18 protein-coding genes and 3 tRNA genes are annotated in these 23,538 nt (G+C 30.0%); 14 read left to right on the top strand and 7 right to left on the bottom strand.

Features of this window, described 5'->3' with window-relative positions:
• Positions 1-101: 101 nt before the first annotated feature.
• Both msrB and GFV01_RS03200 read left to right on the top strand, forming a co-directional pair.
• The gene (msrB, locus tag GFV01_RS03205) at positions 102-491 is read left to right on the top strand and encodes a peptide-methionine (R)-S-oxide reductase MsrB (RefSeq protein ID WP_255410572.1); all 390 of its coding nucleotides are present in this window, start codon (positions 102-104) and stop codon (positions 489-491) included.
• A 32-nt stretch (positions 492-523) separates the two neighbouring features.
• Positions 524-1,147, top strand: coding sequence for an L-threonylcarbamoyladenylate synthase (locus GFV01_RS03200; RefSeq protein ID WP_160564722.1), 624 nt, complete (start codon positions 524-526; stop codon positions 1,145-1,147).
• Positions 1,148-1,303: 156 nt separating this feature from the next.
• Here GFV01_RS03200 and GFV01_RS03195 read toward each other — a convergent pair whose 3' ends face one another.
• Positions 1,304-4,219, bottom strand: a complete 2,916-nt coding sequence (locus tag GFV01_RS03195; protein WP_160564720.1) for a pitrilysin family protein — start codon at positions 4,217-4,219, stop codon at positions 1,304-1,306.
• Between the two features lie 43 nt (positions 4,220-4,262).
• A complete protein-coding gene (gene nhaA / locus GFV01_RS03190; RefSeq protein WP_255448934.1) occupies positions 4,263-5,426 on the bottom strand; it encodes a Na+/H+ antiporter NhaA in 1,164 nt (387 codons plus the stop codon).
• A gap of 298 nt (positions 5,427-5,724) precedes the next feature.
• On the opposite strand from nhaA, the gene GFV01_RS03185 reads away from it, so the two are divergent.
• The 6 genes from GFV01_RS03185 to GFV01_RS03160 all read left to right on the top strand — a co-directional run bounded on the left by GFV01_RS03185 (position 5,725) and on the right by GFV01_RS03160 (position 8,531).
• Complete coding sequence (locus tag GFV01_RS03185; RefSeq protein ID WP_160564718.1) at positions 5,725-6,486, top strand: class I SAM-dependent methyltransferase; 762 nt, start codon at positions 5,725-5,727, stop codon at positions 6,484-6,486.
• Positions 6,487-6,585: 99 nt separating this feature from the next.
• Positions 6,586-7,809: a folylpolyglutamate synthase/dihydrofolate synthase family protein gene (locus GFV01_RS03180; protein ID WP_160564716.1), complete on the top strand. Its 1,224-nt coding sequence runs from the start codon at positions 6,586-6,588 to the stop codon at positions 7,807-7,809.
• Positions 7,810-7,905: 96 nt separating this feature from the next.
• Positions 7,906-7,980, top strand: a tRNA-Val gene (locus GFV01_RS03175).
• A 49-nt stretch (positions 7,981-8,029) separates the two neighbouring features.
• Positions 8,030-8,100: transfer RNA gene (locus tag GFV01_RS03170), tRNA-Gln, on the top strand.
• A gap of 89 nt (positions 8,101-8,189) precedes the next feature.
• A complete protein-coding gene (gene rpsT, locus GFV01_RS03165) occupies positions 8,190-8,444 on the top strand; it encodes a 30S ribosomal protein S20 (protein WP_105296844.1) in 255 nt (84 codons plus the stop codon).
• Positions 8,445-8,459: 15 nt separating this feature from the next.
• Positions 8,460-8,531, top strand: a tRNA-Glu gene (locus GFV01_RS03160).
• A gap of 268 nt (positions 8,532-8,799) precedes the next feature.
• Here the strand turns inward: GFV01_RS03160 and GFV01_RS03155 are convergent.
• On the bottom strand, positions 8,800-9,150 hold the full coding sequence (locus tag GFV01_RS03155; RefSeq protein ID WP_221411111.1) for a DUF1493 family protein: 351 nt from the start codon (positions 9,148-9,150) through the stop codon (positions 8,800-8,802).
• Positions 9,151-9,878: 728 nt separating this feature from the next.
• A complete protein-coding gene (locus tag GFV01_RS03150) occupies positions 9,879-10,484 on the bottom strand; it encodes a 2,3-diphosphoglycerate-dependent phosphoglycerate mutase (protein ID WP_185150315.1) in 606 nt (201 codons plus the stop codon).
• Positions 10,485-10,652: 168 nt separating this feature from the next.
• Here GFV01_RS03150 and GFV01_RS03145 point away from each other — a divergent pair, with 168 nt between their 5' ends.
• From GFV01_RS03145 to sucC, 4 genes are all read left to right on the top strand, one after another.
• The gene (locus GFV01_RS03145; protein WP_160564712.1) at positions 10,653-12,620 is read left to right on the top strand and encodes a S9 family peptidase; all 1,968 of its coding nucleotides are present in this window, start codon (positions 10,653-10,655) and stop codon (positions 12,618-12,620) included.
• Positions 12,621-12,943: 323 nt separating this feature from the next.
• Positions 12,944-15,124 (top strand): thiol protease/hemagglutinin PrtT, encoded by a 2,181-nt coding sequence (locus GFV01_RS03140; RefSeq protein ID WP_160564710.1) that lies wholly within the window; start codon positions 12,944-12,946, stop codon positions 15,122-15,124.
• A gap of 216 nt (positions 15,125-15,340) precedes the next feature.
• On the top strand, positions 15,341-17,509 hold the full coding sequence (locus tag GFV01_RS03135; protein WP_160564708.1) for a thiol protease/hemagglutinin PrtT: 2,169 nt from the start codon (positions 15,341-15,343) through the stop codon (positions 17,507-17,509).
• A 258-nt stretch (positions 17,510-17,767) separates the two neighbouring features.
• On the top strand, positions 17,768-18,961 hold the full coding sequence (sucC, locus tag GFV01_RS03130) for an ADP-forming succinate--CoA ligase subunit beta (protein ID WP_160564706.1): 1,194 nt from the start codon (positions 17,768-17,770) through the stop codon (positions 18,959-18,961).
• Between the two features lie 52 nt (positions 18,962-19,013).
• Here the strand turns inward: sucC and GFV01_RS03125 are convergent, their stop codons facing one another.
• Both GFV01_RS03125 and GFV01_RS03120 read right to left on the bottom strand, forming a co-directional pair.
• Positions 19,014-19,973 (bottom strand): MBL fold metallo-hydrolase, encoded by a 960-nt coding sequence (locus tag GFV01_RS03125; protein WP_160564704.1) that lies wholly within the window; start codon positions 19,971-19,973, stop codon positions 19,014-19,016.
• Between the two features lie 24 nt (positions 19,974-19,997).
• On the bottom strand, positions 19,998-20,516 hold the full coding sequence (locus GFV01_RS03120) for a mechanosensitive ion channel family protein (protein ID WP_160564702.1): 519 nt from the start codon (positions 20,514-20,516) through the stop codon (positions 19,998-20,000).
• Positions 20,517-20,956: 440 nt separating this feature from the next.
• Here GFV01_RS03120 and prfB point away from each other — a divergent pair, with 440 nt between their 5' ends.
• Together prfB and GFV01_RS03110 are read left to right on the top strand one after the other, a co-directional pair.
• Positions 20,957-22,075: a peptide chain release factor 2 gene (gene prfB, locus GFV01_RS03115; protein ID WP_160564700.1), complete on the top strand. Its 1,119-nt coding sequence runs from the start codon at positions 20,957-20,959 to the stop codon at positions 22,073-22,075.
• A gap of 62 nt (positions 22,076-22,137) precedes the next feature.
• Positions 22,138-23,049 (top strand): SPFH domain-containing protein, encoded by a 912-nt coding sequence (locus GFV01_RS03110; RefSeq protein WP_160556891.1) that lies wholly within the window; start codon positions 22,138-22,140, stop codon positions 23,047-23,049.
• A 91-nt stretch (positions 23,050-23,140) separates the two neighbouring features.
• On the opposite strand, the gene GFV01_RS03105 is transcribed toward GFV01_RS03110, so the two are convergent.
• Positions 23,141-23,500, bottom strand: a complete 360-nt coding sequence (locus GFV01_RS03105; RefSeq protein WP_160556892.1) for a hypothetical protein — start codon at positions 23,498-23,500, stop codon at positions 23,141-23,143.
• Positions 23,501-23,538 lie beyond the last annotated feature (38 nt).

Raw genomic sequence — 23,538 nt, 5'->3', positions numbered from 1 at the left:
TCAATAAACTGTTTCAGTCGGCAGTTAGTATAGGTTTGGGATTACTCATACTATCTTGCATTTCTAAAGACAGATTAGAAGTAACAAAAAAAGAAACAAAAATGAAGGTAACAAAATCAGAAGAAGAGTGGAAAAAGCAGCTTTCTCCCGAAGAATATTACATTTTGAGAGAAAAAGGAACAGAGGCTCCTTACAGTGGAAAATTCAATATGCATTTTGAAAAAGGAGTGTATACTTGCAAAGCTTGTGGTGCGGTTCTGTTTGATAGTGATTCTAAATTTGATTCGCATTGCGGATGGCCCAGCTTTGATCATGAAATAGCCAAAGGCCGAATTATCGAAAAATTAGATACCTCTCATGGTATGACCCGAATGGAAATCCTTTGTGCTAATTGCGGGAGTCATTTAGGACATGTGTTCAATGATGGCCCTACAAAAACCGGATTGAGATATTGTGTTAATTCTGCTTCACTGGATTTTGTAAAAGAATAATACATTGTTTACCAATTGTAAGAATTAACATTATGGCCAAAATCCTAAGAATTTATCCGGAAAATCCTTCAGAAAAAGCAATTAATGAAATAGTTGAGGTATTAAAAAAGGGAGGAATTATTGTTTATCCTACCGATACGGTTTATGGATTGGGTTGTGATATCTTTAATCACAAAGCCATGGAAAAGCTTTCCAGAATTAAAAATGTTAAACTGGAAAAAACAAACTTTTCCTTTGTTTGTAATGATTTAAGAAATTTATCTCAGTACACTAAGCCCATAGAAACGAATCTATTTAAACTTCTGAAAAGAACTTTGCCGGGGCCTTTTACTTATATTCTTGCAGCTTCCAATACGCTGCCCTCTTATTATAAGAATAAAAAAACAGTAGGAATTAGAATTCCCGATCATAATATTCCTAGAATTATCGTTGAAAAATTAGGCAATCCCATAGCATCCACTTCAACGCATGATGATGACGAGATTTTAGAATATATTACAGATCCCGAATTAATAGCCGAGAAATATGATAAATTAGTAGATATAGTTATTGATAGCGGTGCGGGAGGTTATACTCCTTCTACGGTTGTAGATTTAACTTCCGGGAGTCCGGAAATACTCCGTCAGGGAAAAGGAGATTTAGATCTTTATATTTAATCTCTATTTACATTTACTATTTCTAATCGAAAAAATCAGTTTACATAAAAGTAAAAAAGAACCGAATATAATTATTCGGTTCTTTTCTTATAAAATTTGAAAATTTTCTTTTTTAATAGGATATTAATTTAAACAATTCATGTAGAATAAGATGTATTAATAATTAAATAATTCATCAATAGATAATTCATGAACTGTTCCTAATTTTTTAACCGAATTCCAATTAAGATTTTCCTTTTTTCCAATTAAAGATACATTATAGGTTTTTCCCTTGATTTCACGATTAAAAAAATCTTTAAGATCCTTAAGTTGCAATGTTTGTATTTGAGAATACATATCTTTTCTTAAATCGTAATCAATTCCTCTTTTTTTGGCGGAAAGATAGGACCAATAAATTGCTGATTTAGTGATACGGTCTGAAGCAATTTGTTTCAAAGCACTTTTTTTAGCATTGTCAAATTGTTTAGTAATTTCAGGCATATTGTTCATTAAATCTTTCATTGCGTCAACAGCTTGTGGTAATTTATTGGCTTGAGTTCCAATATAGGAAGAAACATAATCGTATTTATCCTTATCAGAGGCGATGGTATAACTGGCATAAGCAGAATAAGCTAATGATTTACTTTCACGAATTTCTTGAAAAACAATGGAAGATAGACCTCTGCCGAAATACTCACCAAATACTTTTGCATAAGGCATTTTAGCTACATCAAATTTATTTCCTCTTGATTGGAAAAGTATTTCGGCTTGTACCATGTCGTACGGAGCAAAAAACAAGCTGCCGTCAGATGCAAGTTCCTTATAAGTTATAGGGGAATTATACTCTTTCCCGCTTCCGAAATTATGAGATTTTTGAATCGCTTTTTTAATAACAGATTCATTCGGTCCATAGTAAAATATTTCATGTTTGTAATCGAATAAACTTTTACATATCTTAACTAAGTCCGCGGGTTTTTTGTTTAATAAATCCGCTTCAGAAATAGTATTTCTTAACCTGTTATTTTCTCCATAACGGGCATACAAAGCTAAAGCATTCAGTATTGCCTGTTTATTTAATTTAGAATTTTTTCTGGCTTTAAGTATAGTTTGTACATATTTTTGATATGTTTCTGAATCAGGATTAGCATTTTGCAAAAAATGTTCAAATAATTCTATACCTTTTGGGATTTTTTTTTCTAAACCTTGTAGGTTTAGGAAAATTTGTTCATTTTGAACTTGAATAGAATAACTGATTCCTATTTTATAGAACTCTTTTTCAAGATTGGATTTTGTATACTTATCAGTGCCCAGAAGGGAAAGATAATTTAAGGCCAGATCCAATTCTTCATTGTTATCTGATCCAAAGTCAAATATATAATATAAATTTCCTAATTCGTTATTTGAATTTTTAATATAGGAAAGAGGAATATTTTTTACATGATCAAAAGTTATTAATTTTTTATAGTCTATAAATTGAGGTTGAATTTCTTTTTCGGGAAGTTGCGAGAATTTTTTATAAAAATCTGATTGTTCCGTACGATTTAAAGTTATAGGAGTTATTCCCGGATTTTCAACGCGGACCAGTTTATCATTGGTTCCTTTTTCTTTATAAACCACAACATAATTATCCTTATAAAATTCATTGGCAAATTTTACAATACTCTCTTTATTCATTTTATCCAACTCATTAAATTCATCTAAAATTTGTTGCCAAGATAAATTTTGGATAAAAGCATTATACATTTGAGTTGCTACTCCGTTAGCTGTGTCCCAGCTGCTGATGCGTTGCGTTTTTAAATCATTGACAATAGCTTTAATCAACCAATCATCAAAATTTCCTTTTTTTATGATTTCTAACTGATCTAGTAAAAGTTTTTGTACTTGTTCCAAAGATTGTCCTTCTCTAGGAGCTCCATATAAGGAATGAAGACCATAGTCTTTAAAAATAGATATGTAAGATCCTGCCCCTTGAGCTAATTGTTTTTGATTGATATTTATATCGATTAAACCCGCACCGGAATTATTCAAAATCATATTAACCATTTTAACGTAAAGAGCCTCTTTGCTTCCGGCTCCACTACACCTAAAAGCTAATTGGATTCTTTCTGAAGATGGACTTTTTACTACTCTTTTAACAACAGAGGTCAACGGCTGTTCAATGGGTTTTTTCAAAACGGGCAATTCTTTATATTTGAAACTGCCGAAATAGGTATCGACTAATTGTATGGTTTCATCAAAATTTAAGTCGCCCACCAATACAATTGCCATATTATTAGGAACATAATAAGTCTCATAATATTCATGAATTGCTTTCATGGATGGATTTTTCAAATGCTCGGATGTTCCTATAGTGGTTTGTTGTCCATAAGGATGAGTAGGAAATAGAGCATCCATCAATTCATAATTAACTAAACGCATATCGTTGTCTTGAGCACGATTAAATTCTTCATAAACAGCTTCCAATTCTGTATGAAAGAGACGTAAAACTAATTCGGAAAATCGTTCTTTTTCAACAAATAACCATCTTTCTAATTCGTTGGATGGAATATTGTTTTTATAAACCGTTTCATCTAGCCAAGTATGCGCATTGGTTCCGGTTGCGCCCAATTCTGAAATTAATTTGTCGTATTCGTTAGCAATGGCGTATTTAGATGCTTCTTGGGATACTTCATCTATTTTTTTATAAATTTCCTTTTTCTTTTTTGGATTTTTTTCAGCTTTATGTTGTTCGTATAAATCTGAAATACGGTTTAATAATATAGATTCTTTGTCCCAATCAGAAGTTCCGAGTTTACTGGTTCCCTTAAACATCATATGCTCTAGGTAATGAGCAAGGCCGGTATTCTCGGACGGATCATTAGCAGATCCGGTACGTACCGGAATGTATGTTTGAATTCTTGGTTCATCATTATTTCGGGATAAATATACTTTTAAACCATTTTTCAGCGTATAAATTCTTGAATTGGAGGGATCGTTCGTTACCGTTTCATAAGTATATCCCTTTGAATCTGTTACTGTTTTAGTTTTATAGATTTGTGCGTTCGTGGTCATTATAAAAAATGTTAATACAAGTAATAAAAATATTTTTTTCATATTATTATTAGGTTTAAAGGTGTGAAAATACAAAAGATTTTTGTTAGATTTTATTTTTTCGGAATATAAAATATAAGTATATATATCCAATTAAAGCAGAACATAGGGAGGAAAATAGAATCATAATTTTAGCATGAGTTATATAGTCGGCATGTATAGCCGGATTAAAAGCCAGTAAGGTAATAAAAATAGACATAGTAAATCCAATTCCACCTAAAAAACCGATTCCTATCATTTGCCTCCAATCTGTTTCCGAAGGAAGCCTGCAAAATTTCAAAGCACAAGCCAGATAAGTAAATAAAATAATTCCTAAAGGTTTTCCAACGATTAAGCCAAAAAATATTCCAAGAGTGTACGATTGAGAGAAAAGCTCTTGAATGTTTAAATGAATAGATAAGGCTGTATTGGCAAGTGCAAAAAGAGGAAGTATTATAAAGTTGACAGGTAATTGGAGTATAGATAGTAATTTCATGGCTTGGCCATGGGGATTACCTCCTTCAAAGGGTATGGCAAATGCCAGTAGTATACCCGCAAAAGTTGCATGTACACCGGAATTAAGTAAGCAATACCAAATTCCTATACCGCCGATTATATATAAATATAAATGGTTGATCTTTAGTTTTTTAAAAAGTAATAGTATCGTCCATATGAATAAGGCAAAAAATAAAAAGATCCAAGAAAGTTTTTTAGTGTAAAAAAAGGCTATAACTAAAATAGCCCCTAAATCGTCAATTACAGCTAAGGCAGTGAGAAAAACACGGAGAGACAAGGGAATTTTTTTTCCTAATAAACTCAATACCCCCAACGCAAATGCTATATCGGTTGCCATAGGAATTCCGGCACCTGAAATGGTGTCTTTTCCGAAATTTAAATATGCATATATTCCCGCAGGAATAATCATTCCGCCTATAGCTCCCAAAACAGGTAAAAGGGCTTGCGAACGATTGGAAAGTTTTCCAATATGTATTTCACGGATAAGTTCCAATCCCACCACTAAAAAAAATATACTCATTAACCCATCATTTATTAGTTCAGATACAGTTAATGGATTCCCCTGGGTGCTAAAAAGATATTCATTTCCTAATTTGAAAGATACCGATGTTTCCCAAAAATTATGATAGAAAGTGTGGAAAGTTGAATTTGACAATATTATGGAAAAGATTGTACACAAGATAAGAAGTATCCCGACGGACTTTTCATTATTCATAAAATCTTTAATCGTTTTTCGCATTATACTCATTTATTGCTAATTACTGTATTGAATTATTAAGATTTGAATTATCGAGGATAATATATATAGCTAAAATATAATTTTTAAATTTATGTTCACTTATAAATCTAACGGTATACTATTAACTATTTAATTATAAAATTGAAAAAAAGATAAAACGAACCTTTTCATCTGTAATAACACTCTGTATGTCCAAAATAGTTAGCAATCTAATGGTATAAGTATTTTAACTACATTTGCATCATATCTCAGTATAATAAAAAGTAAAATATAAATGCAATCAGTTTTAAGAACATTATTCGGTTATTTAGCCAGACCACAATTATATCCGGAATTAGTAAGAAAAATTTATAAAAATATTTTCGACAGAGGAAGTGCTTTAAAAGGAAAAAAAGAATCCGAAATATGGTGTGCAGAAAGAGCAATCAGTCAGCATGATGCAATATACCAAATTACAAAAAATGAATACTCTTTATATAAAGATTTTGCAGGACAAATGGAGGAGTCCAAAAAAATTGAGGCGGCTTGTCCGGTTAAAATGGGCGGAGCCGGAGCACTAGATCTTATCTACGCATTATGTGAATATACTCAGGCTAAAAATGTTATAGAAACCGGAGTAGCTTACGGATGGAGTTCTCTGGCGGCTTTATTGTCTTTACAAAAAAGAGGTGGAAATTTGTATAGTTCAGATATGCCTTATTTGGACAGGAATAATGATAAATTTGTTGGATGTGTAGTTCCTGATAATCTTAGAAACTATTGGAAAATATTTAGACAAGCAGATAAAGAATCCCTGCCTAAAATATTCAAAGAACAACAGACTTTTGAGATAGCTCATTATGACAGTGATAAAAGTTATAAAGGTAGAATGTGGGCCTATCCTTTACTATGGGAAAGAATAGAAAAAAACGGCTTTTTTATCAGTGATGATATCGGAGATAATTCTGCTTTTATGGATTGGGTAAATCAAAATCATTTACAAACGGTAATTGTCGAATTTGAAGGAAAATATGTGGGAATTGTAAAAAAAGTATAGAAAAATAATTTCTTTATTAAAAAATGGTTATTTAAAATTTTGCGGATTACTTCAAATGTATTTTAATTTTTAATAATATTAATCGTATTATTTTTACTCATGCAGACATATGAAGAAATTTTAGAGTGGTTGTATACCCAAGTTTCAAATTATCAAAATGTCGGGAATTCTGCATATAAGCCTGGATTTGAAAATATAATGAAACTGAGTGAGATTTTAGGAAATCCTCACAGAAAATTTAAATCCATACATATTGCGGGAACTAATGGAAAAGGAAGTGTTTCCAATATGACAGCCTCCATTTTAAAAGAAGCCGGGTATAAAGTGGGATTATTTACTTCTCCTCATCTTAAAAATTTCACTGAACGGATAAGGGTTGACGGAAAAGAATGCCCCGCAGAGTTTGTATATAATTTTTTAATTACTATTAGAGATCATTTTACTAAGGATTTTAATCCTTCCTTCTTTGAATTAACGACCGCTATGGCTTTTAGCTATTTTGCTAAAGAAAAAGTTGATATAGCCGTAATTGAAGTTGGTTTAGGCGGAAGGTTAGATTCAACAAATATCATTACTCCTGAAGTATGTGCAATAACCAGTATATCGATGGATCATGTGGATTTATTGGGAGATACCCTTGAAAAAATAGCCACAGAAAAAGCGGGGATTATTAAACCCGGAATTCCTGTAGTTATTGGAGAAGATAAGGAAGAGGTTAAAAAATTACTAATACATATTGCTCAAGAGCGTAATGCCGAATATATAGATGCGACAAAAAATAAGGTAAACTATCCATCAGATTTAAAAGGTATATATCAAGAAAAAAATAAAAAAACGGTAGTAAGTATCATCGATATTTTAAATGATAAAGGATTTACAATATCTGTTGATCAGGTTAAAAAGGGGCTTTTGCATGTAAAAGATTCAATGAACTTTAGAGGAAGATGGGAGATTTTACAATGGGAGAATCCAATAATTATCTGCGATACAGCTCATAATGAGGATGGTTTTAAACAATTGGCCGAACAATTTAAACGGGTAACCTATAAAAAACTGAGAATTGTAATCGGTTTTGTAAAAGGTAAAGATTTAGATAAAATTTTTCCACTATTGCCGATTGATGCCCTCTATTATTTTGTAAAACCGGCTATTCAAAGAGGGCTACATCCCAATGAATATTCCGAAAAAATAGATTTATACTTCAAAAATTATCAAAAATTCGATAGTGTAGCAGAAGGATTTGATGCGGCTAAAACCCAGTCTGACAAAGAAGATTTGATTTTTATAGGAGGAAGTAATTTTGTAGTAGCAGAAATTTTTTAAAAAAATATTTGCAAGTATAAAAAATGAGCGTATATTTGCAATCCAATTACGGAACAAAGTAATAAAGAAAAGCTCTTAAATATCTTTGTTTTAAAGGGGCGATTAGCTCAGCTGGTTCAGAGCACCTGCCTTACAAGCAGGGGGTCGCAGGTTCGAATCCTGCATCGCCCACAACAAGAAAAGCCTTGATTTTTTTCAGTTAAGGTTTTTTTGTTGGTACAGACCCATGGTGTAACGGTAGCACACCGGTTTTTGGTACCGTTTGTCGGGGTTCGAATCCCTGTGGGTCTACAACAAATTAAATGAAAAAGTATATTTGTGGGATTGTAAAAAATAATTACATTTGCACCGCAAATAGATAATGAAAAGAAAGAATTAAAATGGCAAATCATAAGTCAGCAATAAAAAGAATAAGACAGAATCACGTAAGAAGATTGCGTAATAAGTATTATCATAAATCAGCTCGTACAGCTATTAAAGAATTAAGAGCTGAAACAGATAAAACTGTAGCGGTGGGTAAATTACCGGCTGTTTTTTCTCAGATTGATAAGTTAGCAAAAAGAAACATTATTCATAAGAATAAAGCGTCTAACTTGAAATCTAAATTAAACAAGCACGTTAACGCATTAGCGTAAATAAAAATAATAGTAGGCCCGTTCGTCTATCGGTTAGGACTTCAGATTTTCATTCTGGCAAGAGGGGTTCGACTCCCCTACGGGCTACTAATCTAAGGCTTAAATTACTAAAAGTAATTTAAGCCTTTTTTTATGAAAGATTATTATCATTTCAAAGAAGTAAGAAAAAAAATTGAATAAATTAATTGTAAAATTTTATAATGTTAATTTACTATTCGATTTAATGACCTCTTATAATTCTCCAATGCTCAAATCTTTTTAATATAGAGCCTTTTGTTATTTAAAAAGTTTAAAATAATATTAAATGAAGCAAAATATCATTTTTTAATATTATATAGTTATTGGTAAAATTGTATTATAATAGCACCCCCCTTTTAATAGCTAGCTCTAATTCTTGTATACTTAGATCCTTTAATTCTTTTTCATAAATTGATCGTTGAAGAAAAATATTTACGGTTTTATTAAATATACTTTTTATTATATCCAGCACAGAATAGGTTTCAGGATAAAACCTTTCGTTAAATTTAAACTCATTGCTAATTCTTACATTAAATTCTTTTGTAAAATGTGTAAGAAAATCATCTACATCATGTCCAATTAATCCAAAATCTTCATATAATTTCATTTCGGATTTAAATTGTATTTTATTCTCCCATTGGGATAATAAAACTTTTTCTAAAAATAATTGTAATTTGTGATCAACCATATTTATTAAATTTAAGATGCCTCTAATTTTAACTACATCATTAATAGAATGATTATTTTTATTCAAAGTCACTGAATATTATTTAAAATGCGTAACTAGTTGTTTACATGTCTAATCCAATCACTACCATAGTCAATTCATATTAATCACTAAAAATTACACGGATCAATGCAGTACTTATAAATTTTAACTATGATAAGGAGGTGAATTAGATGGTTATAAGATAGGACTTTCGTTTTTTACTAAGTAATTGTTGGAGACACCTAATTAGACAATATTAGGTTATTCAAAAGTATGTAATCTATTGTAGTATGATAAAGTTTTTATATTTTGTAAATATATAAAAAGATATAGTAAATCGCAAATATATATTGAATAAAAATACATGTATATTAATATTATGTATAACAACATAAATATCGGTATATAATATTGTTTTATGAATATATAAAAACTTACCTTTTTTTATTAAAAATATGTATATAAAAGCTTAAAATTTGAATAGTTTGTTAATGAAATTTTCATTAAAAATTAAAACTTATAAGGAATAAAAGAATAAAATAAAAGTCCTGATTTCAATTGAAATCAGGACCATATGTTTAGTTAAATATTTGAGAAAAGCTATTCGAAGAGAATAACTTACTATGAAAAGAACTTTTTTTAATATTTTTATTTTAAGCTAGCTTAAAAAATATAATTTTGTTAATTTCATAAGAAGTTAAAACATATTAGAGATTTTTAACCTTTAAAACATGTAAATTGGAATCTAATTCATAGAGTCTGGGCACTCCTGTAGCTAATTCAAATTTTATAATTTCTTCTGGAGTCATTTTTTCTAAATACATAACTAATGCACGTAAACTATTTCCATGTGCAGCTATTATTATATTTTTTCCAGCCTTAATTTTTGGAACTATCTCACTTTCAAAATAAGGAATTACTCTTTCAGCGGTATCTTTAAGGCTTTCTCCATTGGGTGGAGCAACATCGTAACTTCTTCTCCAAATATGAACTTGCTCATCTCCAAATTTCTTAGCTGTCTCAGCCTTATTTAAGCCTTGTAGATCTCCATACATTCTTTCATTTAACGCCTTATCAAATTTCGTGGGTACATTTTTTATTCCGGCTTCATTCAACGCGATTTGTAATGTTTCTTGAGCTCTTTTCAAAGCAGATGAATACGCATAATCAAAATGTAAACCTTTAAGCTGATCGCCGGCTTTTTTAGCCTCTTCTTTTCCTTTGTCGGATAATTCTACATCAACCCAACCGGTAAATTTATTTTCCAGATTCCAAACACTCTGACCGTGTCTCAGTAATACTAAAATTGCCATGATTACAAAATATTTATATTAACTATATTATCTTGAAATAATTGTGCCAATATAAAAATAATGACTATTAATTTACCCATAAATCTGATTAAAGTTAAGAAGTAATGAAATAAGTGTTTAAGAAAATGTTAATTTTGAAATTATTTCAAAAAACGGAAAGAGTTAGCAATGAGAAAAAGTAGTTTACTTGTATCAATTCTAATTGGGATTTTTACTATGGCACAAAAACAAAATTTGACTCCTGAATTACTTTGGAGTTTAGGTAGGGTATCTATAGACGCTGTAAATGATACCGGAGACATTATTTATGGAGTACAATATTATAATGTTGATGAAAATAGCAGTACCAGAGATTTATATCATCTAAATTTAGATGGGCAAATTATCAGACTTACTGAAAGTAAAGACAAGGAAAAAGCATTATCTTTTCATTCACAAAATGAATTTATATATTCAGTGGGAGATGATATCTATTCTTATAATCTAAAAACTAAGAAAACAGAAAAAATAAATAAAGAAAACGAAATTCTTTCCGGGTTACTTTATGCTAATAATTCCAACTATTTTGCTATATCTAAACCGGTGAAATTAGAAAAAGTTTTAGGCACAGATATATATCCAATAATGGAAAAATCAGATGTGAAAGTGTATGATCATTTAATGTATAGACATTGGGATACCTGGAAAGACGGAAAATTTAAACATATATTCATTGGTAGTACAAACGGAATTTTGGTGGATATCAATAAGGATGAAAAATATAATTCCGAAGATTATTCATTTTCTCCTGATAGTAAATATTTAGTTTACCAATCCAAAAAACTTTTCGGAACTCAAGATGCAATTTCAACCAATACGGATATATACCTTTATGATATATTTTCACAACAAACGCAAAATTTAACTGTTGAAAATAAAGGATACGATACTAACCCTAAGTTTAGTCCAAAAGGTGGAATGTTGGCGTGGTTATCAATGCAAACAGACGGATATGAGGCAGATAAGAATGATCTGAAAATTTATGATTTGGCTACTAAAAAAACAATAAATTTAACTTCAACTTGGGATAATACGGTAATAGACTATGTTTGGGCTAAAAATGGAAAGAAAATTTATTTTTTGGCCGGTATCAACGCTACTAAACAATTTTTTGAGTTAGATATCAAAACAAAAAAAATCAGACAAATTACAAACGGTCAGCATGATTATGTTAGTATACGTAACACCGGAGATTATTTGGTTGGAGAGCGTCAAGACATGAATCATGCGTCTGAAATTTATAAAGTAAATATTAAAACCGGAGTTGAAACTAAGTTAACTTCAGTAAATGATGACCTCTATCAAAAGATAAAAAGTTGTAGAGTAGAAGAAAGGTGGATTAATACAACCGACGGAAAAAAAATGTTGGTTTGGGTAATATTTCCTCCTGATTTTGATAAAAATAAAAAATACCCTACTTTATTATACTGTCAAGGAGGGCCTCAAAGTACGGTATCTCAATTTTACAGTTTCCGTTGGAACTTTCAGATTATGGCATCCAATGGTTATATTGTTGTAGCCCCCAATCGAAGAGGATTGCCTTCTTTCGGCGTGAAATGGAACGAAGAGATATCAGGTGACTGGGGTGGACAACCTATGAGGGATTATTTATCTGCTATTGATGAAGTTTCAAAAGAACCCTATGTGGACAAAAATCGTTTAGGTGCTGTAGGAGCCAGTTATGGCGGTTATTCGGTTTATTATTTAGCAGGTATTCATAAGAAAAGATTTAAAACTTTTATTTCACATTGTGGGGTATTTGACTTAGAATCTATGTATGGATCAACCGAAGAAATATTCTTTCCCAATTATGATATAGGAGGATCTTATTGGGAAAATCCTCAACCCAAAGCTTACAAAGAATTTAATCCTATTAAATTAGTTTCAAATTGGGATACTCCTATATTAATTATTCATGGGGGAAGAGATTATCGAGTTCCTTATACTCAAGGGCTTGAAGCTTTTCAAGCGGCGCAGTTGAAGGGTATAAAGAGCCGACTTTTGTATTTTCCGGAAGAAAGCCATTGGGTTCAACAACCTCAAAATGGGATAATCTGGCAAAAAGAATTTTTTAAATGGTTAAAAGAGACACTTTGAGATAGTAAGCATAAGCAGAATGGATAAATAATTTTATAATATACTTAATGTAAATAGCAATAAATTACTATTAAAATTATTTTTTTTAAAGGTTGAAGTTTTATCTTCAACCTTTTATTTTATGCAAAAAGAGTAAAATTTTCATATACATAAAATTTTAAAAAAAGGTCAAATGAATATGTGTGTAATAAAGTGATATATAATATATGTAATTTATCTAAAAAAAATATATTTTAATTTAAATATTTTTTTTAATAATATAGATAATTTGTAAATATTAATGTAATTTTATTGTCAAATTTTAATATATTAAAAATATTATCATGAGAAAACATATATTTATTATTCTTTTTGTTTTGACATATATTCAATTATGGTCAAAACAAGTAGATCCTGCAGAGGCTTTACAAGTTGCAGAAAAATTTATAAAAAAAAACATTAATTCCATTCAACATAGAGAAATAAGTAGCCAATTAAGATTAGTTTATACTGCAGAGAGTGAGGTAAATAAATTAAAGAAAAATCATTCACAAAAGTACTATTATGTTTACAACATTGGAACAAAGCAAGGTTTTATAATTATTTCAGCAGATGATATAAATTATCCAATCATAGGATATTCCAACTCAGGGTATTATGATGTTGCTAATCTTCCTGATAATTTTCAATCTTGGATGAAAGCCGTAGAATTAGGCATGCAACAAGCTTTTGATAATTTAACCAGACCTACCAAAGAAATTGAAAAAGAATGGGAATTATATAGAAGTTCAAAAAAAAGCATCCAAACCAGAATTACCGCACTAGAACCGCTTATTAAAACAAAATGGAATCAAAGAACACCTTTTAATAGTCAAATTCCTTATGAAGTTCTTACGGGTTGTGTAGCAACGGCTACCGCACAGATTATGAAATTTCATCAACACCCTAAAAAAGGAACTGGTATCATTCCGGCTTATCAGACCACAGACCCCAGTAACAATGTAACCTATAATATACCGCAGATAGATTTAAAGCAATACGAGTATGATTGGGCAAATATGTTAAATGAATATTATAATTCACCTAGTCCTAATTATACCAATGAACAAGCAAAGGCTGTAGGGCTCTTAATGTATCATATAGGAGCAAGTGCCCAAATGAAATATGGAGTAAAAGAAAGCGGGACTTCTAGCCGGAATGCTTTAAAGGCGTTGTATACTTATTATGATTATGACAAAAGTATAGATTATATAATTCGAGGCAAATATTTTACTAATTTAAATGAAATACCTATCAGTGATGAAGAATGGAATACTATCATAATAAAAGAATTAAATGAAGGTAGGCCTATCTATTATTCAGGAAGCACGGAAAATAGAACGGGACATGCATTTGTTTGTGATGGGTACGATTCCAACGGACTCTTGCATTTTAATTTTGGATGGGGAGGACATCAAGACGGATATTACAATTCAAATGCCCCATTAGAATATAAATATGGCCAAAGTATTGGTATAAATATAAAACCCAATGAAGGAGGAGAAAAAGTCAATAGATATTTTGTAAATAAGCTTACGATTTCAACTAATAAAGTATATATAGATGAATGTTTTACTGAAAAACATGATTTATACAACATATGTGTAGAAGATACCATTATATTAAAAAATCAATACATGGCTTTATATGATCTTAATAATAAAATGGTAACGCTACTTAATGAAAGTACAAATCCGTATAATTTTAAAAATAATTATTATACGCTAAACAGTTCTATTAAAGCAGGGAAGTATCGTTTAAAAGTAGTTGAAAAGAGAGGAGATGCGTATATACCAATTAAAACGGCTCAAAATGTAGATGATACAAGTATAATTGAATTACTGGATGGTGTTAAATCGCATAACCTTAATTTATTAAATGATAAAGATCTTACAGCCAACATAAGAAAAGCTAAGCCTAAAGATTACCTGCAAGTAGAATTTTCATTTGGGAATAATCGATGTAAACCTTTTAATGGAATGATAGCTTTAGCTTTGACTAATGAGAAGGATAAACTAATATATATAGTTGGGAAAGATTTAATAAATAATTTAAAAGAGGGTTATTACTTTAAATCCTATATGATTTCAGATTACATACCAGATGATGCTGCTAGTGGTGAGTATCGAATCAGAATTTTTGCACGTGAAAATGAAGGGCAAGAGTGGCAATTGTTGGAAGGAGCAACTGTTAATTATCTTCCTCTAACCATAGAAAATGGTAAACTGGGAATAGAAGAGCTGAAAAATGAAGCAAATGAAATTGTAATCTATCCTAATCCCGTTAAAAATATTTTGTACATCAAATCTGATTTAGAACAGCAAATTAAATCCATTTCAATTTATGATTTATCAGGTAAAGAAGTATTGCAAGGTAATATAGATCCTTCTAACGGGGTAAATGTGAGTTCATTAATTTCGGGAGCTTACATAATAAAAATCCAAACGTCTAAAGAAATAATGAAATATAAATTTATTAAAAAATAATTTTACTTAAATTTTCAATAAAATTTATAAAATTTAAGTGGGTGAAGAATTTTCTTCACCCTTTTTTGTATAAAAATCTAATTAAAAAAAACAACACTTATTAATAATCATAAACCTTTTTTATTATTAAAATATTATAAAATAAATATTTTATTTTTTTTAATAAGGTAATTAATAATTTATTTATTATTTTTGAATATAATTAAAAAATGTATTATGAAAAAACTTATATCTTTTTTACTACTATTTGCATTAGGTAATTTACTGCTATGGTCTAAACAAATTGATCAAATAGAAGCAAAACATGTTGCTGAAAATTTTTTAAGTAATAATGTATATGTAAGTCAAAAGATCTCTAGATTAAAAATTAATTTAGTATATACAAGTTTAAATAATGATGTAAAAAATAAGAAAGGTTTAACAGACAAGTATTATTACGTGTATAATATAGGAAATAATCAAGGCTTTATAATTATCTCAGCAGACGACATTAATTATCCCATCATCGGATATTCAAAAACCGGATCTTATGATGTAAACCATCTTCCGGAAAATTTTAAATCTTGGATGAAATCTATAGAAATGGGTATGCAACAAGCGTTTAATAAATCAACAGAAGCATCAAAAGAAATAAAGTTGGAATGGGAGGAATATAGAAGTGGTAAAAAAACTTTTAAAATCAATAAATCTATAGAATTACAACCTCTAATTAAAACCAATTGGAATCAAGATGCGCCTTTTAATAACTTAATTCCTTATAAAGTTTATACCGGTTGTGTAGCAACAGCTACAGCTCAGATCATGAAATTTCACCAACACCCTAAATCAGGTATAGGTAAAATTCCTGCGTATCAAACCACAGATTCTTATAATAAACAGGTATATAATATTCCTGATATTGACCTTTCAAAATATACTTACCAATGGGCAAATATGCTAAATAATTATAACAGTTCATATACTAGCCAACAAGCTAATGCTGTTGCGCTTTTAATGTATCATGTAGGTGCTAGTGCCAAAATGCAGTATGGAGTAAATGGAAGTGGGGCATATACTGAAGATGCATTAAAAGCTTTATACACCTTTTTTGATTATGACCAAAGTATAGATTATATTGTAAGAGGTAAATACTACTCTAATGTAAATGAGATAATTATAAGTGATGAAGAATGGAATAAGATTATAACTCAAGAATTAAATAATAATAGACCTATTATTTACTCCGGACAAAGTGGAAATGGTGGACATTCATTTGTTTGTGACGGATACGATTCAAACGGATTATTACATTTTAATTTTGGATGGGGAGGATATCAAAACGGATATTATAATTCCAACGCGCCCTTAGAATATAAATATCAGCAATCGATAGGAATTAATATAAAACCTAATGAAGGTGGAAGTAAAGTTGCCAGATATTTTGTAAACGATTTTACCATTTCAAAAAATAAAGTTTATAAAGAAGAATGTTTTACTGAATTACATAAAATATATAATATAGGAATTGAAAAAACAATAAATAACCTAAATTTTTATATGGCTCTATGTGATTTAAATGGGAATATTGTATCAATATTAAATGAAGGTGCTCATCCACTTAATTTTAATTATAATTATTATTCAATAGATAGTAATATACCATCTGGAAAATATCAACTAAAAGTTGTTGAGAAAAAAGGAGATAAATATAGTGCTATAAGAACAGCAACGAACGTAAATAATACCAGCATAATTGATGTTTTAAATGGCGTAAAATCACATAATCTTTCTATGTTAGATAAAACTCCTTTTTATGTGGATAAAAATCAAGTAAATCCTGGTAATACCATTTATACCAAATTTTCTTTCGGAAATAGTGGATGTAAAGATTTTATAGGGAAAATTGCAATCACTTTAACTAATGAAAATGATGAGATAAAATATGTTCTTTCTCAACAAACTATAAACTTAGGAGCGAGATATTACTATCCTTCCTATTCATTATATCTAACTATTCCTAATAATGTTTCAAATGGAAATTACCGAATTAGAATTTTTGCCCGCGAAAATGAAAATCAACAATGGCAAACTTTGGATGGAGCTAAAGTAAATTATCTTCCTATTACTGTAACAAATGTTAAAAGTCGTTCATTAGAAGAAAATGCAAATAATGGCGACGAAGTTAGTATCTATCCAAATCCGGTTGAGGATATATTACATATAAAATCTAATACAGATCTAATCGTAAAATCCCTTACCATATATGATTTTACAGGTAAAGAAGTAATCAATAGAACTATTCAATCATCCAATGAAATCAATGTGAGTCATTTGAAATCAGGATCATATGTTCTAAAAATAAATACCTCTAACGGAATAAAAAAATATAGATTTATTAAAAAATAATTCATAAAATTTAATATATAAATAAGCGTTTCCCAATAATCTAAAGGAAACGCTTTTCTATTTTAAAATAGCTATATATAATTTTGATGAAAAATTCAGATAGCCAAAACATCAATTTTAAATTTTCTTACTAATTGAATTCTATTTATACCCCTGCATTACTAAATAATAAATATCTCATCTAAAAAATCTGTATATTTGTCCTTATAGCATTTAAATAAATTGAAGTAGATTAATATAAATCTAAAGTAATAAGCCATGAATTTACATGAATATCAAGGAAAAGAAATACTTTCATCATTTGGAGTAAGAGTTCAAAGAGGAATAGTTGCAACTACACCGGAGAAAGCCGTAGAAGCAGCTAAAGAAATGAATGATCAAACAGGTACTAAATGGTGGGTGGTAAAAGCTCAGATTCATGCAGGAGGAAGAGGAAAAGGAGGAGGAGTTAAATTGGCAAAATCTTTGGATGATGTTAAAGAAATCGCTTCTGAAATCATAGGGATGAATCTAATCACTCCCCAAACACCTAAAAATGGTAAGAAAGTTCATCAGGTATTTATTGCGGAGGATATGTATTATCCCGGAGAGAATACAATTGAAGAATTTTATATGTCAGTTTTATTAGACAGAGTGAAAGGAAAAAATGTAATTATATATTCTACAGAAGGAGGAATGGACATTGAAACGGTAGCAGAAAAAACTCCATCACTTATATTTAATGAAGAAATAGACCCATCGGTTGGTTTACAGAATTTTCAAGCAAGAAAAATTGCTTTTAATCTCGGATTATCCGGAGAGGCATTTAAAAATATGGTAACCTTTGTGACTGCATTGTATAAAGCTTATATAAAAAGCGATGCCACCTTATTCGAGATAAACCCTGTTTTAAAGACATCAGATAATCAAATTGCGGCAGTAGATGCAAAAGTTACTATTGATAACAACGCTCTTTTCAGGCATCCCGAATATGTGAAACTAAGAGATATAAGAGAAGAAGATCCGACTGAAGTACTAGCAGGAGAGGCAGGATTAAATTTTGTAAAACTAGAAGGCAATGTAGGATGTATGGTAAACGGTGCCGGATTAGCTATGGCAACAATGGATATTATTAAACTTTCAGGAGGAGACCCGGCAAATTTTTTAGATGTTGGGGGAACTGCTGACGCTGAAAGAGTAGAAAAAGCATTTAGAATAATTTTAGCTGATGATAGAGTACAAGCGATACTCGTAAATATATTTGGAGGTATAGTTCGTTGCGATCGAGTAGCGCAAGGCATTTTAGATGCCTATAAAAATATGAGCGATTTTATAAAAGTTCCAATCATAGTACGATTACAGGGAACTAATGCAGAAATAGCTAAAAAAATGATTGATGAAAGTGGATTAAAAGTTATATCTGCTATTACCTTAGAAGATGCGGCAAATGAGGTTACAAAAGCTTTAGCATAATCATAAAAATAAATAGTAAAAAAGGCTATCAATGGATAGCCTTTCTTTATTATTATTGTAAAGGAGTCAAAAAGGGATAAGTTAACCATTGAAAGCTATTGGAATTTGTTTTTTTGACATAGCCAATACCCGGATAAGGAAGATGATAACCAAAAACAAGGGTTTTATCCCTGCTTAAAGTATCAAGAACGGAAATACGTGTTTTAACTGCCAAATCAAAATTCCAGTCAAAAGATGTTCCCCATTCAGGATGTGGGAATAATAATACTCCATAATGAACTAAATCAGCAATATGGACCAATGATTCATTGTTGGAATAAATTGTTGAAATAATATGTCCCGGAGTGTGTCCCGGAGCTAATGAAAATGTAATGCAATTTAAAATGGTTTCCTTATCCTTAATAAATTTAATTTTCGATTTTATCGATTTTAATTTAGTACTGATTGCTTTAATACTTTCTTTTAATTCAGCTTCATTTCCTGATCGTTTAGACTTTGAAAAATCCTGTTTTTTTCCTGTCCAGAAATCATATTCTTTTTTAGTTAAATAAATAGTGGCATTCGGAAAAACCGGTTTATTATCGGCAACCAATCCTCCAATATGATCTAAATGAGCATGAGTAATAACAATATCTGTAATTTGATTCGGTTTAATACCGACCACAGATAGAGCGTTAAGCAATTTTCCGCCATTACCATTAATTTCTCCCGTTCCGGTGTCAAATAAAATTAAATGGTTATCCTTTTTTAATAATAAAACATTTAAGGCTAATTCTAATTTATCCGTTGGTAAATAATTGTCTGAAAGTATTTTATTAACCTCATCGGCTTTTGCTACAGGCGCCATTTCGGGTTGTACAGAAGGATTGTAAAAATAGCCATCGGTAAGTAATATTCCTTGAATATCACCGATTTTCAAATTTTGGAATCCGGAATTATTAAAATTTTGAGCAGATGTTACCCCGCTAATAAAAAGGGTAAATACAATTAATTGATTTAAAAAGTTTTTCATATTTAAAGGTTTTTAAAGATTTCATTAGGATGCGTTTAAAGTTAATATGGCTTTTTGTAAAATTAAGTTATTCGGAAAAGTTACCGGTAATCCATCATCAGTACGTAGTACAACATAGAAAGCCTTAATATCTTCAACAGTTGCGGTGATTGGATTATCTTTGTCAATAATCTTTATAATGTCTCCTATTCGAAATGGAACTGTGAAATAGATGATAAACCCCGCAGTAACATTGCTTAATAATGACCATTGTGCAAAAAAAGCGACACCTACAATTGCAAAAAAAGAGGCAAATGTAGCAAATATCCATTCCGGAGTAACTCCCCAAATGGTTATAAGAAGAACAAAGCCCAAAATATTAATTAATATACTTGAATATTTAATCACTACTCGTGTTCGTAATTCTTTAATATGGGTATGATTACCATATTTTAAAATTATTTTATTTATAATAAGTTTTAAAAAATATATCCCCATAATAACAATTATAGTTGCTATTAATTGAAGGTGATAATCTTTAAAAAATTTACTTAATAATTCCATTTTATATTATATCATTTAATTTGTTCGTAAATCTTCTTTGTAAATTAGTTTTATTCTATTGGAATGGTATTTTTTCTCAAAATAGAAAGATCATTACTACTTTTTTTAGAAAAAAATGTTTAGCTTACTTCATATATACACATAATTTTTAAGACTCATTTAAAAAAAGAAAGACATATTCTCTTAAATATATATATGGATAAAATGTCTTATTTACAATACAATTTTTATTATTAATGTTATGTTCGGCATTAAGGTATATAATTATTATGAACTCTGTTAAAACGAAGGCAAATTTACAAACAAAATTCATCAATTTTTATTTAAATTAGAACTATTTTATCAGATTATAAAAAAAATTAATTCCGGGATACGTTGAATTATATTATTTAATACGGTATTTTAATTATAAAATTTTACATTGTATTTTTGTACTACTTATGATTACTCAAGAAAACCTAAAAGAATTACAGACAAGGATAAACGATTTGTATGAATACTTGGAAATAGAAAAAAAGCAAGTAGAAATACAAAATGAAGAAGAAAAATCTGCAGATCCCTCATTTTGGGAAGATCCAAAAGAAGCAGAAAAAATATTAAAACAATTAAGAGCCAAAAAAAAATGGGTTGAAGAGTACCAGGAAATCAACTCACAATATGAAGACTTAGTGGTTTTATACGATTTTTTTAAATCAGGTGATGTTTCCGAAGATGAAATAAATTCTCATTACCAAGCAGTAGTAACTTTGCTAGAAAATATAGAGTTTAAAAATATGTTATCATCTGAAGGTGACGATTTAAACGCTGTGATACAAATAACAGCAGGAGCAGGTGGTACCGAAAGCTGTGATTGGGCAAGTATGCTCATGCGTATGTATATTATGTGGGCAGAAAAACATAATTTTAAAGTGAAAGAGCTTAATTATCAGGCTGGAGATGTAGCAGGTGTAAAAACTGTAACATTAGAGATTGAAGGAGACTATGCCTTTGGTTATTTAAAAGGAGAAAACGGAGTGCATCGATTGGTTCGAATTTCACCGTTCGATTCCAATGCAAAAAGACATACGTCTTTTGCTTCTGTGTATGTGTATCCTTTAGTAGATGAATCCATTGATATCCAGATTAATCAAGCTTCGCTTTCATGGGATACGTTTCGTTCCAGTGGAGCCGGAGGACAAAATGTTAATAAAGTGGAAACAGGAGTTAGATTACGCTATAAATATAAAGATGAAGACACAGCAGAAGAAAAAGAAATCATCATTGAAAATACAGAAAGTAGATCCCAACTACAAAATAAGGAAAAAGCATTACAATTATTAAAATCACGCTTATTTGAAATTGAACTTGAAAAAAGAAATGCGAAACGCGACGAAATAGAGGCGGGTAAAATGAAGATAGAATGGGGCAGTCAGATAAGAAATTATGTAATGCAGCCCTATCGATTGATTAAAGATGTTCGAACAGGTACTGAAACTTCAGACGTTGACTCAGTTATGGATGGTAATATAGATGATTTTTTAAAGTCATATTTAATGTTGATGGGACAGAGACCTCAATAAGATACGATAAAATAAAATTATTTATATTTGCTTTTAATAAAACTAAAAATATTTGATAAATTATGGGTATTATACTACTATTTGTTCTGTTTATATTATTCTTTTTAGGTGCGCCTATATTTGTTGTAAAGCAACAAACATCAGTAATTATTGAAAGATTCGGAAAATTTAATTCCTCACGAAATGCAGGAATTAATTTTAAAGTCCCTTTCATAGATAAGATTGCAGGAAAAGTGAATTTAAAAATCCAGCAATTAGATGTTATGATTGAAACTAAAACAAAAGATAATGTATTTGTCCATCTTAAAGTTTCAGTTCAATATCAAGTAGTTCAGACAGCTGTGTATGATGCATTTTATAAATTACAAAATCCATACGAACAAATCACTTCTTATGTTTTTGATGTAGTTCGGGCTGAAGTTCCTAAATTACGTTTAGATGATGTATTTGAAAGAAAAGATGACATAGCAATTGCTGTTAAAAGTGAATTGCAAGAAGCGATGCAGAGCTATGGACACAGCATTGTGAAAGCCTTAGTTACAGATATTGATCCCGATGAGCAGGTTAAACAAGCAATGAATCGAATAAATTCAGCTGAAAGAGAAAAGGTTGCCGCAGAATATGAAGCAGAAGCAGAGCGTATAAAAATTGTAGCTAAAGCCAAAGCGGAAGCAGAAAGTAAACAATTACAAGGAAAAGGTATTGCCGATCAAAGGAGAGAAATTGCACGAGGTTTAGAAGAATCTGTTAAAGTATTAAACGGAGTAAATATAAACTCACAAGAAGCCTCTTCTTTAATTGTGGTTACTCAACATTACGATACATTAAGCTCCATAGGGGCCAGTTCTCGATCTAATTTAATATTGCTGCCCAATAATCCGAGTGCAGCAAGTGATATGTTAACTAATACAATTACTTCTTTTGTAGCTTCACAAAAAATTGGTGATCAATTAAATGATAAACAATCCGAGTAATAAAATTAATTAAAGAATATAAATATAAAAAAAGAGGCATTGATTTTCAATGCCTTTTTTTATGAAAATATATTAGATATTTATCCAAAAATTATTTTTTAGTGGCCTCCTTAATATCATTTTTAGAATCCTCAGCAGCATTTTTTACGCCTTCTTTAGCATTATTAGCTGTTTCTTTGATATTATGGTTTTGATCGTTTGCTTCGTCCTTAACTTTATCTACAGTCTTGTCTAAGCTTTCTTTAGCTTCATGAGCTGTTTCTTTTATATGAGCGGTAGCAGAATCGGTGAAATTTCCAATTTTTTCACCTAAGGTCGCTGTATCTTTTGCAAGAGAATCAGCAGTAGAACTAGACGCATCTACATGATTAACTTGTTTTTTTTCACAAGCAATAAAAGAAATAGAAGTAATAGTAGCAATAGTTAAGATGTTTAAAATTGTTTTTTTCATAACGATAAATTTTTAAATGATTTTTTGAAATTTAATTT

It is taken from the genome of Apibacter sp. B2912 (genome assembly GCF_009827835.1).
Taxonomy (GTDB): Bacteria; Bacteroidota; Bacteroidia; order Flavobacteriales; family Weeksellaceae; genus Apibacter.
This window is presented reverse-complemented; position numbering and strand designations above follow the sequence as displayed.